At 68.9% G+C, this 15,991-nt stretch carries 12 protein-coding genes; 6 read left to right on the top strand and 6 right to left on the bottom strand.

Annotated features, from left to right (window positions below):
• On the top strand, nucleotides 1-170 hold a 170-nt coding region (locus CR470_RS41320; protein WP_179892282.1), incomplete at its 5' end, for a transketolase-like TK C-terminal-containing protein.
• 116 nt (nucleotides 171-286) lie between these two features.
• Here CR470_RS41320 and CR470_RS17065 read toward each other — a convergent pair.
• Nucleotides 287-1,687 carry a family 43 glycosylhydrolase gene (locus CR470_RS17065; RefSeq protein ID WP_143663820.1) on the bottom strand — a complete coding sequence of 467 codons (1,401 nt, stop codon included), beginning with the start codon at nucleotides 1,685-1,687 and terminating at the stop codon, nucleotides 287-289.
• A gap of 207 nt (nucleotides 1,688-1,894) precedes the next feature.
• Complete coding sequence (locus CR470_RS17060) at nucleotides 1,895-3,409, bottom strand: glycoside hydrolase family 43 protein (RefSeq protein ID WP_107489473.1); 1,515 nt, start codon at nucleotides 3,407-3,409, stop codon at nucleotides 1,895-1,897.
• Nucleotides 3,410-4,366: 957 nt separating this feature from the next.
• Between CR470_RS17060 and CR470_RS17055 the strand changes: the two genes are divergently transcribed.
• Nucleotides 4,367-5,812 (top strand): family 43 glycosylhydrolase, encoded by a 1,446-nt coding sequence (locus tag CR470_RS17055; protein ID WP_373561418.1) that lies wholly within the window; start codon nucleotides 4,367-4,369, stop codon nucleotides 5,810-5,812.
• 108 nt (nucleotides 5,813-5,920) lie between these two features.
• Here CR470_RS17055 and araA read toward each other — a convergent pair whose 3' ends face one another.
• The 4 genes from araA to CR470_RS17035 form a co-directional block, all read right to left on the bottom strand.
• Nucleotides 5,921-7,411, bottom strand: a complete 1,491-nt coding sequence (araA, locus tag CR470_RS17050) for an L-arabinose isomerase (protein ID WP_097868448.1) — start codon at nucleotides 7,409-7,411, stop codon at nucleotides 5,921-5,923.
• Nucleotides 7,412-7,430: 19 nt separating this feature from the next.
• Entirely contained in the window at nucleotides 7,431-8,093 is a 663-nt protein-coding gene (locus CR470_RS17045; RefSeq protein WP_097868447.1) for an L-ribulose-5-phosphate 4-epimerase, read from the bottom strand.
• Nucleotides 8,093-9,769: a ribulokinase gene (gene araB / locus CR470_RS17040; RefSeq protein WP_097868446.1), complete on the bottom strand. Its 1,677-nt coding sequence runs from the start codon at nucleotides 9,767-9,769 to the stop codon at nucleotides 8,093-8,095. Before araB ends, CR470_RS17045 begins: the two co-directional genes overlap by 1 nt.
• Before the next feature lie 153 nt (nucleotides 9,770-9,922).
• A complete protein-coding gene (locus CR470_RS17035) occupies nucleotides 9,923-10,954 on the bottom strand; it encodes a LacI family DNA-binding transcriptional regulator (protein ID WP_097868445.1) in 1,032 nt (343 codons plus the stop codon).
• Nucleotides 10,955-11,292: 338 nt separating this feature from the next.
• Here CR470_RS17035 and CR470_RS17030 point away from each other — a divergent pair, with 338 nt between their 5' ends.
• The 4 genes from CR470_RS17030 to yjfF all read left to right on the top strand — a co-directional run bounded on the left by CR470_RS17030 (nucleotide 11,293) and on the right by yjfF (nucleotide 15,874).
• On the top strand, nucleotides 11,293-12,267 hold the full coding sequence (locus CR470_RS17030) for an ABC transporter substrate-binding protein (RefSeq protein WP_179892281.1): 975 nt from the start codon (nucleotides 11,293-11,295) through the stop codon (nucleotides 12,265-12,267).
• Nucleotides 12,268-12,345: 78 nt separating this feature from the next.
• A complete protein-coding gene (locus CR470_RS17025) occupies nucleotides 12,346-13,896 on the top strand; it encodes a sugar ABC transporter ATP-binding protein (RefSeq protein WP_097868444.1) in 1,551 nt (516 codons plus the stop codon).
• Complete coding sequence (locus tag CR470_RS17020) at nucleotides 13,893-14,900, top strand: ABC transporter permease (protein ID WP_097868443.1); 1,008 nt, start codon at nucleotides 13,893-13,895, stop codon at nucleotides 14,898-14,900. Before CR470_RS17025 ends, CR470_RS17020 begins: the two co-directional genes overlap by 4 nt.
• On the top strand, nucleotides 14,897-15,874 hold the full coding sequence (yjfF, locus tag CR470_RS17015; RefSeq protein WP_097868442.1) for a galactofuranose ABC transporter, permease protein YjfF: 978 nt from the start codon (nucleotides 14,897-14,899) through the stop codon (nucleotides 15,872-15,874). Before CR470_RS17020 ends, yjfF begins: the two co-directional genes overlap by 4 nt.
• Nucleotides 15,875-15,991 lie beyond the last annotated feature (117 nt).

The following is a 15,991-nucleotide window of genomic DNA, read 5'->3' as shown; positions in this document are numbered from 1 at the left end:
CGGGCATCGGCCTGACCTGGCACCGCTACGTCGGCGACGCCGGCCGCATCATCTCGCTGGAGCACTTCGGGGCCTCGGCCGACGCGAAGGTCCTGTTCCAGGAGTTCGGTTTCACCGCCGAGAACGTGGCCGCCGCCGCCCGGGAATCCCTCGCCGCCGCCACACGCTGATGACCGCACCCGGCGGCTGCCGCTGCCAACCCGGCAGCCGACGGGGGCGGTTCATGTCGCGGCAGGGGTGCGATCCTGCCGACGCTGTGCGGACGTTCCCGATCGGATCCTGATGATCAGTCGACGCTCCACTGCTGAGCGTTGTTTCCGTTGCAGGTCCACTGCCGGACCTCGGCACCCGGCGCGGTAGCCCAGTTGTAGTTGTCCAGACACAGACCACTGTGCCGGTTACTGAGCGTGGAGAAGCCCTCCCCCACGGCACTGACGCGCCACTGCTGAGCGTTGTTCCCGTTGCAGGTCCACTGCCGGACCTCGGCACCCGGCGCGGTACCCCAGTTGTAGTTGTCCAGACACAGACCACTGTGCCGGTTGCGTATCTGGTAGTAGCCGCCGCTCACCGGGGTCATGGTCCAGTCCTGCACCGCCGTCCCGTTGCAGGTCCACTGCTGTACGGGGGCCCCGGGCGCGGTCGCCCAGTCACGGTCGTCCAGGCACAGGCCGCTGTGCCGGTTGCGGAGCGCGACCGGCGCCGGAGCGGCGCCCGCCTCGCCGGACGGCCCCTGAACGACGGTCGAAGTGGACACCGGGGTGCCGAGGTCCGGTGTGCCGTCCGCCTTCCAGGAGATCTTCTGCGCGCGGGTCGTGCGCGAGGTGCCGCAGCCCTGGCCGACCGAGGAGTTCGCGTGGTACGCGATCCAGGTCTCACTGCCATCGGGCGAGGAGAAGAACGAGTGGTGCCCCGGACCGAAAACGCCTGCGGCGTCGTCGCGTTGGAATATCGGCGCGGCGTGTTTGGTCCAGGATGCGGCGGCGAGCGGGCTGCCGCCCCGGTACTCCAGCATGCCCAGTTTGTAGTTGGGGCCGTTGCAGTGGCTGGCCGAGTAGGTGAGGAAGGTGCGCCCGTCGCGCTGCAGGGCGAACGACCCCTCGTTGACCGCTCCGTCCTGCCGCTCCCAGGCCAGGGTGGGGGCCGAGATCCGCGTCCCGGTCGCGCCGGCGGTCCACGGGTTCGTCATGGGCGCGATGTAGAGCGACTGCAGATTGTCCTGCGGGGAGAACGCCGAGAACGTCATGTAGAGACTGCCGTTGAGCTTCAGCAGACTCGCGTCGATGGCCCAGCCGTTGTCGGGCATGAGGTCGATGATGCCGCGATCGGTGTACGGGCCCAGCGGATCACGCCCTGAGCTCTCCAGGACGTGTGTCCTGCGGGGTCCGCCGCTCTGCTCGATCGAGTAGTACAGGTACCAGCGGTCGCCGACCATCTCCAGGTGCGGCGCCCACATACCGGTCCCGCCGGTACGGAAGACCAGTCGCTCCGGTGCGTCGCGCAGGCCGGCGAGAGTCGGCGATCGGCGCATGACGATGTCGGACGACCACGTGGTGGCGACGTAGTAGTAGAAGCCCTCGTGGTGCACCAAGGTCGGGTCGGCGCTGTTCGGCGCGCCGACCACGGGATTGGTGAAGGAGGGCCCGGGCGCCGCCTCGGCCCGGGGGGATCCGATGAGGTTGATGCTCATGATGGTGACGAGAGCCACCGCGAACAGGAGAAATCGTCCTGCCGATGTTCGTTGTCGAGCGAATGACACCGTGCCTCCTGGGTGTGTCGGTCGTGCTGGGTGGGGGCGTAGGAGCCGGAGAGCGTCAGGGGCGGGCACCGGGACGGTCCTCGCGCACACCGTGTGGGGTGCGGCCCCGGTGGTGGCCCCTCGCGGGTCGGCGAAAGCTCAGTACCCGATGCGGAAGGTCGCGTCGGCACGGTCGCCGGCGCTCGCGGCCTCATCGATGCGCAGAGCGAAGTCCGCGTGCCGGAGGTGGCGTGCGGGGTGGTTGACGGAGCGGAAGGACGACCAGCTCGGGTCCGCCAGGCCGGGCTCACGACGGAACGTGGCGTCCTGCGCGAACTGTGCCGTTCCGTCGTCGCGGAGGAGCTTGACCTGAAAGCCCTGGTGCCGCAGGTAGTGGCCGGGGAAGCTCACGGACTCGAACGAGACACCGGTGGCGTCGGCCAGGCCCGGCGTCAGACGCCATACGGAGTCCAGGTGGGGCTCCGACGGCTGTTCGGCGATCCCGGCGCCGAAGTCGGCGTGCCGGATGAAGTGACCCGGAAAGTTGTACGACTTCAGCCGCCTTCCCTCCGTGCCGCCGTACGTCCGCAGCAGCCGGTCGTACTCGGCGGCGCTCACGGTCTGGATCGTGTTGTGCTTCGCGTTCAACGGCGCGGTGTACCGCCTGCGGTCGAGCTTCGTCCAGGCAGCGGACGCCAGGTCTCCGTCCCAGACATCGAACCTCGCGTTCGGGCAGAAGGTGTCGCCCCAGACCTGCCACGTGCCGGACGTCAGGGACTTCACCAATGTCGGGGCCTCGGTGCACGGGTTCTCGGCGAGAGTGCCGCCGTAGCGCCTGAAGCTGCCCGGGGCTGACGACTCCGACCGGGCGCCGGCGAGGCCGCCGGTCGCATGGTCCTTGTAGTACAGGTAGTTCATGCCGTTGACGTCGGTCACGACATGCGAGTCGATGACGCCCGCCGGGCCACCGTCGAAGAACGTCGTGGGCACGGTGGTGGTGCGGAAATCGGTGGTGTACGCGACCGCGATGACCGAGTACCTACTGCCCTCGGGGACCGTCGAGTAGGTGATCCCGTACGCCTGTCGGCTCCGGTCCCAGTGAACGGCAGGCGCCCAGGTGTAGGCGTTCGGATTGGCCCGATTGACGTTGAGCAGCCGGTCGGCGGACCAGGTCACCAGGTCCGGGGAGGTCCAGACGTGGATGTTCGGATTGGGCTCCGCGAAATCGCCTCCCCTGGGGATGTCCGTCGCCACGGCCACCCAGGTGCCGTCGTTGAGCCGGTACAGGAAGGGATCACGGAGGCCCTTGGTGCCGGTGGTGGGTGTGAGCACCGCCTTGTTGTCGTTGAGTGGCGTCCACTCCAGGCCATCGGTGCTCAGGGCCAGGTGGAGGGCGTTCACGTCGCCCGATCCGTTGAGGGACTCCTTGAAGTAGCCCATGACGTAGCCCGCATCGTCGGCGGCCACACTGGCGCTGCTTGCCGCGTCGACAGCCGGAGTCGCATCGCTTGCCGCGTCGACGGGCTGGGATACGTCGACGGGCTGGGGTGCGCCGGTGGGCGGGGACACGCCGGTGGGCTGGGTCGCATGTGCGGGCACCGCGACGACGACGGCGACGGCGAACGAAGCCGCGGCAAGCCAGCGGGCGATCCGTCTCCGATGAGGTCTTCTCATGAGGAATCCATTCGCGTGTGGGGGCGGGGCGGGCGCGGAGAGGCGGGGATGCCCCGGCCTGATGTCCGGAGGGAGATCAGGAACGGTCGAATCCTTCTGCGATGGGGCAGGGCGAAGAGAGCATGCGTGTGCGTGTCATGACGCCGTGGGGCAGCGGTGCCTCCGGGTTCCGCGACCCGGGCCCTTCGTTTTCGCGACCGTCGAGCAGGCGCGCCTGTCCGCCGCCCGGCAGCGACGGTCTCCCTGACCGGCCCGACGCGGCGAACGGCGAACACACTTGGCGTGAGCAGCTTGCGTGCGGTTGGTGCGGAGGCCGGACCGACGGCGGTGAGCAGCACGAAACGTAGCTCACACGTCCGCCACCGACAACCCCTTCTGTTATCGATAACACTTCGATGGCGGTCGGGAGTTGACCTCCGCCGATGCCTGGAGAGGCTGGCCGCGGACCAGCCCCGCCCCACCGCACCACCTCGTCGCCGACACACAGCCGATCCCATGTTTCGCGGCAATGGGCGACCCCGACAACCTGGCCAGGGGCACGGGCGGCCGACGGAAGCGGCCCGCCGCGGAGCTCGGCCCGCACGATGAGTTGTTCCCGAGGGATTGAGCCGATGAACGGTCGCTGTTAGCGTTCACACCGATCGGCACCTCCTCCGACCGCTTATCGGTGACGGCCGGGCCGGTCCACCACGCACCCTGCCTACTCGTTTTCAGGAGGAGCCGTGTCGTGAGGAGAGGCCCTTCGTGGCCCCGCCGTCCCCGGAAGGCCGCTGCCGAGCTGACCACGGGCGGGCGGTCGCACGGCTCGCAGATACGGCCTTCCGGCTTCGCTCTCCCCGCGTGGGCGTGGCCGCCATGCCCGCGCTTCTCTCCCCCCTGGGCTGCCCAGGGCAGCCCAGGGCGAACGCTGGACACCGATCCACTGCCGTCCTCGCACCATCGACGAAGGAGAATTCCGTGAGGCTCAGAAGTCGCGGCCTGCTCACCGCGTCGGCCGTCCTGGCCGTGCTGTCGGCCGGCGTTCCCGCTCCCGCCGCGGCGGCCGCTCCCACCCCCGCGGCGACGTTCGTGAATCCGATCGCCCAGCAGCGCGCCGATCCGCACATCCACAAGCACACGGACGGCTTCTACTACTACACCGCGACCGTTCCCGCCTACGACCGCATCGTCCTGCGCCGCGCCACCACGTTGCAGGGGCTGTCGACCGCCCCCGAGACGACGATCTGGACCAAGCACGCCAGCGGAGACATGGGCGCCCACATCTGGGCTCCCGAGATCCACTTCATCGACGGCAAGTGGTACGTCTACTTCGCCGCGGCCCCCGCCGACGACCCCTGGGCGATCCGTCCGTACGTACTCGAGTCGGGGTCCGCCAACCCGCTCACCGGGGCCTGGAGCGAGAAGGGCCGGATCAGCCTGCCCCTCAACACGTTCTCCCTGGACGCCACCACCTTCGTGCACAACGGCGCCCGCTACCTGAGCTGGGCACAGGCGGATCCCGCTGTCGGCGACGGCACGGGCATCTACATCGCCCGGATGTCCAACCCCTGGACCATCAGCGGCCGTCCCGCCCGCATCGCCTCCCCCACCCACGCGTGGGAGACCAGAGGCCACCGGGTCAACGAAGGACCGGCCTTCATCAGCAAGGGCGACAAGGTCTTCATGACCTTCTCCGCCAGTGCGACCGACAGCAACTACTGCCTGGGTCTCCTGACGGCCGACCGGACGTCCGATCTGCTGAACCCCGCCTCCTGGACCAAGAAGCCCACCCCCGTCTTCACGAGCAACACGGCGACGAGCCAGTACGGTCCGGGCCACAACTCCTTCACCGTCTCCGAGGACGGTGCGTCGGACATCATGGTCTACCACTCCCGCACCTACCGGGACATCAGCGGCGACCCGTTGAACGACCCCAACCGGCAGACCCGGATGCAGAAGCTGTACTGGAAGAGCGACGGCACGCCCCACTTCGGCGTGCCCGTCGCCGAAGGCGCCACCCCTGTCCGCTTCTCGTCGTTCAACTTCCCCGACCGGTACATCCGGCACTCAGGCCTCCGGGCCCGGGTGGAGGCGAACGTCACCGACCTCGCCGACTCGCAGTTCCGCGTCGTCGGGGGGCTTGCCGGCAACGGCACCGTCTCCCTGGAGTCGGCGAACCTCCCCGGCCACTTCCTGCGCCACAAGGGCTTCGAGGTCTGGCTGGAAAGGAACGACGGGTCTCCTCTCTTCTCGGCCGATGCCTCGTACCACCGCAGGCCGGGCCTGGCCGACGCGTCGGCCGGTCTCTCCTTCGAATCGTTCAACTACCCCGGCCGCTACCTGCGGCACTACGACAGTCTTCTGCACGTGCAACCGGTGAACTCGGCGCTGGACCGGGCCGACGCCACCTACTCCACCGAGTAGGCGCCCCGCGACGAAACCCGGCACCCGCCCCGTCCCGTGGGAAGGAGCCCCGCCCGATCGGGCGGGGCTCCTTCCCACGGGACGGGGCGGATCACCCGTCGGTTCGGGTCACATCCGCTGGGCCAGCCGGTGGTACGCCTGATTCCAGCGCAGACGGTCCGCGAAGTCATGGGCCGTCGTGGTGTCGTCGATCATCACCAGCTCGGTACCGGCCATCTGCGCGAAGTCACGCAGCACGTCCGACCCCACCGTGGTGAGGACCGTGTGGTGCGGGCCGCCGGCCATCAGCCAGCACTCGGCCGATGTGGACAGCGAGGGCCGCGGCTCCCACACCGCCCGCGCCACCGGCAGGCACGGCAGAGGCTCGTCCGGCAGCACGACATCGATGTCGTTGGCGACGAGCCGGAAGCGGTCGCCCATGTCGGCCAGACCGATCACCGTGGCGGGGCCGGCGGCGGCGTCGAACACCAGGCGCACCGGGTCCTCACGCCCTCCGATCGACAGGGGGTGGATCTCGCAGGACGGCCGGGCGTCAGCGATCGAGGGGCAGACTTCGAGCATGTGGGCACCGAGGGTCTTGGGCGTGCCGGGCCCGAAGTGGTAGGTGTAGTCCTCCATGAACGAGGCCCGTGGGCCCATGGCCTTCGCGGCGGCGAGCAGCGCGGAGGTCTTCCAGTCGCCCTCGCCGCCGAAGCCGTAACCGTCGGCCATGAGCCGCTGGACGGCCAGGCCGGGAAGCTGACGCAGTCCGCCGAGGTCCTCGAAGTTGGTGGTGAAGGCGCCGAAGCCGCCCTGTTCCAGGAACCGACGCAGACCGGCCTCGATGGCGGCCGCATCGCGCAGCGAGGAGTGGCGATCGCCGCCCCGCATCAACTCCGGTGCCAGCCGGTACAGTTCGGCGTACTCGCCGACGAGCTTGTCGATCTCTTCGGCGGTCACGGCGTCGACGAGGTCGACGAGGTCGTTGACGCCGTAGGTGTTGACGCTGACGCCGAACCGGAGTTCCGCCTCCACCTTGTCGCCCTCGGTCACGGCCACGTCGCGCATGTTGTCACCGAACCGCGCCAGGCGGAGGTTGCGCATGCGGTGGAAGCCGATGCCCGCCCGGACCCAGTCGTCCACCCGCCTGACGACCTCCGGGTCGGACACATGGCCCACCACGGTCTTGCGGGCCACCCCGATGCGGGTCTGTATGTAGCCGAACTCCCGGTCGCCGTGGGCTGCCTGATTGAGGTTCATGAAGTCCATGTCGATGGACGACCACGGCAGTTCCCGGTTGAGCTGGGTGTGCAGATGCAGCAGTGGCTTGCGCAGCGCGTCGAGCCCGGAGATCCACATCTTCGCCGGAGAGAAGGTGTGCATCCACGCGATCACTCCCACACACGCGGGATCGGTGTTGGCGGCCTCCAGAGTCCTCCTGATGGCGGAGGCCTCGGTCAGCACCGGCTTTCCCACGATCTCGGCGCCGATCCGTCCGGAAGCGGCCAGCATCTCCTGGATCCTGGCCGACTGCTCCGCGACCTGGTTCAGGGTCTCGGCACCGTAGAGGTGCTGGCTTCCCGTCAGGAACCAGATCTGCGGCTGGGTTGTGCTGTTCATCGGTATTCCCCTCGTGGGCTCACTGGCCGTAGACGTTCTGGTAGCGCTCGTAGAGCCGGTCCACGGCGGCCGCGTCGATGGCGTCCGGGGTACCTAGCTGGTGGGCGAAGTGGACGGTGCGGGCCACGTCCTCGACCATGACGGCCGCCTTCACGGCCGAACGCGCGTCGCGGCCGACGGTGAAGGGTCCGTGGCTGCGCATGAGGACGGCGGGCGAGCGGCTGCCACGGAGCGTTTCCACGATGCCGCGTCCGATGGAGTCGTCGCCGATGAGCGCGAAGGGGCCGACCGGGATCTCGCCGCCGAACTCGTCGGCGATCATGGTCAGGACACACGGGATGGGCTCGCCCCGCGCGGCCCAGGCGGTGGCGTAGGGCGAGTGCGTGTGCACCACGCCACCGACCTCGGGCATGTGCCGGTAGACGTAGGCATGGGCGGCGGTGTCCGAGGACGGTGCCAGGTCGCCCTCCACGAGGTTGCCGTGCAGGTCGGTCACGACCATGGTGTCCGGGCTCAGGTCGTCGTAGGACACGCCGGAGGGCTTGATGACCATGAGGTCCTCCCCCGGAACGCGGGCCGAGACGTTTCCGGCGGTCCAGATCACCAGCCCGTACCGCGTCAGTTCGCGGTGCAGGTCAGCGACGGTCTGCCGGAGGTTCCTCACACTGTCGACGGCGCCCATCACTTCTCCTTCGATTCGATGGCGGAGCGGCGCATGGCCCGCAGCCTGCGCATGACGTCACTGCCGCCCCGGCCGAAGTGATCGTGCAGGGCGACGTACTCGGCGAAGAGCCGGTCGTAGGCGGCGGCCTCCGCGGGGCGAGGCCGGTAGACGGCTCGGTCGACCGAGCCCATGGCGGTCGCGGCGGCTCGGACATCGCGGTGCGCGCCCGCGGCCACCGCCGCGTGGAGCGCCGATCCGAGGGCCGGCCCCTGGGCCGAGCGGATGATCGACAGCGGCAGGCCGAGGACGTCGGAGTAGAGCTGCATCAGGAACGCGTTGCGCACCAGACCGCCCGCGACGATGAGTTCGTCGACGGGTACGCCCGCGGTGGTGAAGGTCTCCACGATCGTGCGCGTGCCGAACGCGGTGGCTTCGAGCAGGGCACGGTAGACGTCCTCGGGCCGGGTGGAGAGGGTCTGCCCCAGAACCATTCCGGACAGCTCGTGGTCGACCAGCACCGAGCGGTTGCCGCTGTGCCAGTCGAGGGCGATCAGCCCGTGCTCACCGACTCTCTGGTTCGCGGCCAGTTCGGTGAGCAGTTCATGGACGGACAGGCCACGTTCCCGAGCCTGCGCGTGGTAGCCCTCGGGGACCTGGTGGTCGACGTACCAGGCGAAGATGTCCCCCACTCCGCTCTGTCCGGCCTCGTAACCCCACAGCCCGTCGACGATGCCTCCGTCGACCACGCCGCACATGCCGGGCACCTCGCGCAGGGTGTCGCCGTTGAGGACGTGGCAGGTGGATGTGCCCATGATCGCGACCAGCTGACCGGGCTCCACGGCCCCGGCCGCCGGGGCGGTGACATGTGCGTCGACGTTTCCGACGGCGACCGCGATGCCCTGCGGCAGCCCGGTCCAGGCCGCGGCCTCGGCGCTCAGCGCGCCGGCCCTGTCGCCGAGACGGCCGATGGGCTGCTCCAGCTTCTCCGTCACGAAGTCGGCGAAGGCGGGGTTCAGTTCGGCGAGGAAGTCCGGGGCGGGGTACTCGCCGTCCTGGCGCATTCCCTTGTAACCGGCGCTGCAGGCGTTGCGTACGTACGTCCCGGTGAGCCGCCAGACGATCCAGTCGGCGGCCTCCACCCACCGGTCCATGGCGGCGTACACCTCGGGCGCTTCCTCCAGCATCTGCAGCGCCTTGGCGAACTCCCACTCCGAGGAGATCAGTCCTCCGTACCGCGGCAGCCACTTCTCCCCGCGCGCCCTCGCCAGGGCGTTGATCCGGTCGGCCTGCGGCTGGGCGGCGTGGTGGCGCCAGAGCTTGACGTACGCGTGCGGATTCCCGGCGAGTTCGGGCAGGTCGCACAGCGGGGTTCCGTCCCCGGTGGCCGGCACCATCGTGCAGGCGGTGAAGTCGGTCCCGATCCCGATCACACGAGCCGGATCGACCCCGGCGTCCGCGATCGCGGCCGGTACGGCGATCCGCAGAACGTCGAGGTAGTCCTCGGGAACCTGCAGCGCCCAGTCCGGCGGCAAGCTCTGGCCCGTCGCGGGCAGCGACCGGTCGATGACGCCGTGACGGTAGGCATGGACACCCGTGCCCAGCTCGGCCCCGTCCCGGACCCGCACCACTACGGCGCGTCCGGACAGCGTGCCGTAGTCGACACCGACTACGAGGGAGTCAGGTTCGTCGGCCATGAAGCCACCTTTGATCGTTCGTCGACGGACACCCGAAGTGTTATCGCTAACAATCTGCTCGTCAAGACATCCACCGACAGGAAAGCCTCGGCATGTGAGCGTGCTCAGCCAGGGATCAGGCAGGGATTCGGAGCGATCGGCCGGGAGCGGGGCTCAGGCGCGTGGAGCCGCGACGCTCTCCCGCGCGATGAGCGTGGGGTTGAGTGTGCGCAGCGAAGGCCCCGACTCGCCCTCGATCCGGGCCAGCAGAAGACCGAGGGTCTCGGTGGCCACCCCGTCGAAGTCCGGGCGCACCGTGGTCAACGGGGGCGAGAAGAACTCGGCCTCGGGCACGTCGTCGAATCCGACGATGCTCACGTCGCCCGGGACGCACCGGCCCCGCTCGGCCATGGCGCGGATGGCGCCGAGGGCCAGATGGTCGTTGGCCGCGAACACCGCGGTCACATCGGGCATCCGGGCCAGCATCTGGCCCGCGCGGTAGCCGGAGGACGCGCTCCAGTCGGCGGAACTGACGGGGGGAATCTCCGCACCGGCCTCCCGCAGGGCACGCCGCCATCCGCGTGCCCGGCCCGCGGCGTCGAACCAGTCCGGCGGACCCGAGATGTGCCACACGGTCTGGTGCCCCGCGTCCAGCAGGTGCCGGGTGGCGGCGAAGGCCCCCGCCTCCTGGTCGACCGTGACCAGCGCTCCGCCCCGGTCGGGGTCCCCGTCGACGGCCACGAGCGGAACATCGGCCGGAATCTCCGCCAGCGCCTCGTCGGCGGACGCGGTGGGAGCGATGACCACGATGCCGGCGACCCGTTGGTCCCGGTGGTGTTCCACCGCCGCGGCGATGGAGGAGCGATCGAGGACGCGCACCCGTCGCACGCTCACCGCGAAGCCTTGGGCCGCGGCGGCCAACTCGAAGGCGGCCAGCATCGAGGTGGGCCCGTACAGGGTCGAGTTCTGCGCCACCACGCCGATCTGCTGGGACCGGCCGGTCACCAGGGTGCGCGCGGCCCGGTTGGGCCGGTATCCCAGCTCCGTGATCGCGGCACGCACTCTCAGCCGCGTCTGCTCCCGGACGTTGGGGTGCCCGTTGAGGACGCGGGAGACCGTCTGATGGGAGACCCCGGCGAGCCGTGCCACATCCGTCATCGCCGGCTCGCGTACCCGGGTAGCCGCCGAGGTGTCCTCCACCTGCATCTCCTGACTCCGCCGTTTCTGCCTGCCCGACCCCTGTGAGGGACCACGCAGGGACGCGCCACCTCGAACCTTAACCAGGCTGGGGGGCTGACAGCCAGCGCCCCCTCCCCACGTCCGCCAGGATCCGGATACGTGGCGTTCCTGGCCATGTGATCTTCCGGAGCGCTGGAACAATGAGCGCTAACATATAGCACCTCCTTTCCCTGTCTCAGGCGCGCAAAATCGCCGTGTTCCAGGGGTTGACTGGGCAGATGTGAACGCTCACTCTGATGCACCAGTGACTGCGGTCACGCGAAGCTCGTCACCCCGAGTGGGCACAGTTGAGCACGGAGGAAGCAGTGTTGAAGAAGATCGCCACAGGTGTCAGCGTTCTGCTGCTCGCCACACTGACCGCGTGTGGCTCGGGCAGCACCTCGAGCAAGGACGGTGACAGCGGCGGGGACGGCGGGATCACCATGGGCTTCGCCCAGGTCGGCGCCGAGAGCGGCTGGCGTACGGCCAACACCAAGTCCGTCCAGCAGTCCGCCAAGACCGCCGGCGTCGAGCTGAAGTTCTCCGACGCTCAGCAGAAGCAGGAGAACCAGATCAAGGCCATCCGCTCCTACATCCAGCAGAAGGTCGATGTGATCGCCTTCAGCCCGGTGGTGGAGACCGGCTGGGACGCGGTGCTGCTGGAGGCCAAGCGGGCACGCATACCCGTGATCCTGACCGACCGCGCGGTCGACTCCGACGACGACACCCTGTACGAGACGTTCCTCGGCTCCGACTTCGTCGAGGAGGGCGAGAAGGCCGGCCAGTGGCTCGTCGAGAACACCAAGGGCCCCGTCAACGTGGTGGAACTGCAGGGCACCACCGGCGCCGCGCCCGCCATCGACCGCAAGAAGGGCTTCGAGGAGAAGATCGCCGCGCGCCCCGACATCACGATCAAGGCCTCCCAGAGCGGTGACTTCACGCGCTCCGGCGGCAAGCAGGTCATGGAGGCCTTCCTGCGCTCCAACCCCGACGTCGATGTCGTCTACGCCCACAACGACGACATGGGCCTGGGCGCCATCGAAGCCATCAAGGCCGCGGGCAAGAAGCCCGGCGAGGACATCAAGATCATCACTGTTGACGCCGTCAAGGACGGTATGCAGGCGTTGGCCGACGGGGAGATCAACTACATCGTCGAATGCAACCCGCTCCTCGGCGACCAGCTCATGGACCTCGCCAAGAAGGTCGTGGACGGCGAGAAGGTCCCCAAGCGGGTGGTCACCGAGGAGACCACCTTCACGCCCGAGCAGGCGAAGAAGGCACTGCCCGACCGGCAGTACTGACCCGCGAGCTCCGGTCCCCGCCACCGCGCCCTTCGTGGCGTCAGGGCGGGGACCGTTCCCACGACGAAAGCATGGCTCATGACCGATTCCTCAGCGCTCACCGGCGCCCCGGTGGTGGAGATGCGCGACATCCGCGTCGAGTTCCCCGGCGTCAAAGCTCTCTCGGGCGTCGATTTCCGCCTGCTCCCCGGTGAAGTGCACGCTCTGATGGGCGAGAACGGGGCAGGCAAGTCCACCCTCATCAAGGCACTCACCGGCGTGCACCCTCCGACAACAGGCGTCATACGCCTGCACGGCGAACCGGTCGCTTTCGACGCGCCCGGTCAAGCCCAGGAAGCCGGGATCAGCACCGTCTACCAGGAAGTCAATCTCCTGCCCAACCTCTCGGTGGCGGAGAACATCCTGCTGGGCCGCGAGCCCCGCCGGCTGGGGCACATCGACGGACGAGCCATGCGCGCACGGGCGAAGGGACTGCTCGCCCGCGTCGGCCTGTCCATCGATCCCGCCTCTCTGCTGAGCTCGCACCCGATCGCTGTGCAGCAACTCGTGGCGATCGCGAGGGCACTGGTCGTGGACGCACGCGTCCTGGTTCTGGACGAGCCCACCTCCAGCCTCGACGCCGACGAGGTCGCCGAGCTCTTCCGCATCGTGCGCGTGTTGCGGGACGACGGTGTCGCCATCCTGTTCGTCTCGCACTTCCTCGACCAGGTCTACGAGATCGCCGACCGCATGACCGTCCTGCGGAACGGCTCACTCGTCGGCGAGTACCTGCCTTCCGAGATGAACCACATCGAACTCGTCGCGGCGATGCTCGGGCGTGAACGGGGAGCACTGGAGGAGGTGCAGCGGCGTTCGGAGGTCCGGGCGCCCGGTACCGCGCCGCTGCTCAGCGCCGTCGCCCTGGGCCGCACGGGAGCGATCGCACCCATCGACCTGGACATCCACGCCGGGGAGGTCGTGGGTCTGGCCGGTCTGCTCGGTTCGGGCCGCACGGAACTGGCCCGTGTGCTCTTCGGCGCGGACCGCGCGCATACCGGGACTCTCACCATCGACGGCCGTGAGCACCGCCCTCGCGGCCCCCGGGCGATGATCGCCCAGGGGGTGGCTTTCTGCTCCGAAGACCGCAAGGCCGAGGGAGTCGTCGCCGATCTCAGTATCCGCGACAACCTCGTGCTGGCCCTGCAGGCCGCCCGGGGGTGGGCACGGCCCATCCCGCGCCGCACCTCCGACGCCCTGGTGGCGGAGTACATAGCGAAGCTGGACATCCGTCCCGCCGACCCCGACGCCATCATGAGCACCCTCTCCGGCGGGAACCAGCAGAAGGTGCTGCTCGCGCGCTGGCTGGTCACGCGGCCCCGGCTGCTCATCCTCGACGAACCCACCCGGGGCATCGACGTCGGCGCCAAGGCGCACATCCAGAAGGTCGTGGCCGACCTCGCGGCCGAGGGTATGGCCGTGCTGTTCATCTCCGCCGAACTGGAAGAAGTGGTACGCGTGTCCGACCGGGTCGTCGTCCTGCGCGATCGACACAAAGTGGCCGAACTGACCGGGCAGGACGTCTCGGTGGACAAGATCATGTCTGTCATCGCCGCTCCGAGCGACAACCACACCGCGGCGGTGGCCTCATGACGCGTTCGCGGCTGCTGTGGCCGCTCGTCGCCCTCGCCGCGCTGATCGTCCTCAACATCGCCGTCGAGCCCTCCTTCGTGGAACTGCGGATCCAGGACGGGCACCTCTTCGGCAGCCTCGTCGACATCCTGCGCAACGGAGCGCCGACGCTCCTGATCGCCGTCGGCATGACCCTGGTCATCGCCACCCGCGGCATCGACCTGTCCGTGGGGGCCGTCGCCGCCATCGCCGGCGCGATCGCCTGCACCTACATATCCGGCGGAGGGGACGCGGTCACCGCGGTCCTGCTGGCTCTGGGCGTGTGCGTCCTGCTCGGGCTGTGGAACGGCTTCCTGGTATCCGTTCTCGGGATCCAGCCGATCATCGCCACCCTGGTTCTGATGACGGCGGGCCGTGGTGGCGCCATGCTGCTGACCGAGGGCCAGATCATCACCGTCAAGGATCCGCTCTACCGGCAGATCGGCTCAGGCTTCCTCGTCCTGCCGATCGCGATCCTGATCAGCCTCGCCGTCCTGACGGCAGTCGCCCTCATCACCCGCCGCACCGCTTTGGGCATGCTCATCGAAGCCGTGGGGATCAACCCCAAGGCAGGCGAACTGGCGGGCGTACGCTCCCGCACGATCATCTGGACGGTCTACGTCTTCGCCGGTCTGTGCGCGGGTGTCGCGGGCCTGATGATCAGTTCCAACGTGAACGCCGCCGACGCCAACAGCGCCGGTCTGTGGATCGAGATGGACGCCATCCTCGCCGTCGTCATCGGAGGCACCTCGCTGGCCGGGGGACGGTACTCCCTCGCCGGGACCATGGTGGGCGCTCTGGTGATCCAGACGCTGACCACCACCGTCTACACCATCGGCGTCCCGACCAACGTCACTCTGGTCTTCAAGGCCGTCGTGGTGATCGTCGTCTGCCTGCTCCAGTCGCCCCGGACCACGAAAATGCTCCGCGCACGCCGCACGACCGCAACTCCTACGTCCCGCTCCCAGGAGGTGGCCGCCGGATGAGCACCTTGGCTCTTTCCTCCGCGCGCTTTCCCCAGCGTTTCCTGCCCGTGGTCGCCACCTTCGCGGTGTTCGTGGTCACCTTCGGAGCCGGGTCGATCCGCTACGAGAACTTCGCGTCGGGGCAGGTGGTCGCGAACCTGTTCGTCGACAACTCCTTCCTCATCGTCCTCGCGGTGGGCATGACCTTCGTCATCCTGACCGGCGGCATCGATCTCTCGGTCGGCGCGGTCGCCGCCCTCTCGACCATGATCGCCGCGGCCACCCTCAACGCGGGCTGGCCTCCGCTGCTCTCGATCATCACTGTCCTCGGATCAGGCGCCACCCTGGGCCTGCTCATGGGCCTGGTCATCCATCACTTCGAAGTGCAGCCCTTCATCGTCACGCTTGCGGGCATGTTCCTGGCCCGCGGGCTGTGCTTCCTCATCAGTGTCGAATCGGTCTCCATCACCGAGCCCGCCTTCCGTGAGTTCGCGACCGGGGCCATCACGTTGCCGGGCGACGTCACACTGACCTACAGCGTCGTGATCGCGCTGGTCGTGGTCCTGGCCGCCCTGTACGTCCTGCATCTGACGCGGTTCGGCCGGACCGTGTACGCGGTGGGCGGCAGTGAGTCCTCGGCCCGCCTGATGGGCCTGGCCACCAGCCGGGCCAAGGTCGGCGTCTATGTGGTGAGCGGCTTCTGCTCCGCGCTGGGCGGGCTGCTCTTCAGCCTCTACATGCTCTCCGGCTACGGACTGCACGCCGTCGGGATGGAACTCGACGTCATCGCCGCCGTCGTCATCGGAGGGACCCTCCTTGCGGGCGGGACGGGCTACGTGGTGGGTTCGGTGGTGGGGGTGCTGGTCCTCGGCACCGTACAGTCGTTGATCTCCTTCGAGGGCACCCTCAGTTCCTGGTGGACGAAGATCGTCATCGGCGCGCTCCTGCTCGCCTTCATCGTGCTCCAGCGTCTGATCGTCCGCCGGCAGGCCTGAGCGTGACCGGCGACGGTCCCCCGCCGCCGGTCACGTGCGCGGGCGTCGCGTGCGTGCCGTGCGGACGCGTGCCGCCCGCGCGGAACCCGCGTGACGCGCACGCGACCGGTCATCGTT

Origin of the sequence: Streptomyces sp. rh34, from assembly GCF_002551245.1 — a bacterium.
In the GTDB taxonomy this organism is placed as follows: domain Bacteria; phylum Actinomycetota; class Actinomycetes; order Streptomycetales; family Streptomycetaceae; genus Streptomyces.
Note: the sequence above shows the minus strand (reverse complement) of the source record. Positions and strands in the feature narration are given on the sequence as shown.

Coding starts and splice junctions, on each gene's coding strand:
- CR470_RS17060 (WP_107489473.1), bottom strand. CDS start 3,409: ATGAGAAGACCTCATCGGAGACGGATCGCCCGCTGGCTTGCCGCGGCT.
- CR470_RS17025 (WP_097868444.1), top strand. CDS start 12,346: ATGACCGATTCCTCAGCGCTCACCGGCGCCCCGGTGGTGGAGATGCGC.
- CR470_RS17020 (WP_097868443.1), top strand. CDS start 13,893: ATGACGCGTTCGCGGCTGCTGTGGCCGCTCGTCGCCCTCGCCGCGCTG.
- araB (WP_097868446.1), bottom strand. CDS start 9,769: ATGGCCGACGAACCTGACTCCCTCGTAGTCGGTGTCGACTACGGCACG.
- CR470_RS17045 (WP_097868447.1), bottom strand. CDS start 8,093: ATGGGCGCCGTCGACAGTGTGAGGAACCTCCGGCAGACCGTCGCTGAC.
- yjfF (WP_097868442.1), top strand. CDS start 14,897: ATGAGCACCTTGGCTCTTTCCTCCGCGCGCTTTCCCCAGCGTTTCCTG.
- CR470_RS17035 (WP_097868445.1), bottom strand. CDS start 10,954: ATGCAGGTGGAGGACACCTCGGCGGCTACCCGGGTACGCGAGCCGGCG.
- CR470_RS17065 (WP_143663820.1), bottom strand. CDS start 1,687: ATGAGCATCAACCTCATCGGATCCCCCCGGGCCGAGGCGGCGCCCGGG.
- araA (WP_097868448.1), bottom strand. CDS start 7,411: ATGAACAGCACAACCCAGCCGCAGATCTGGTTCCTGACGGGAAGCCAG.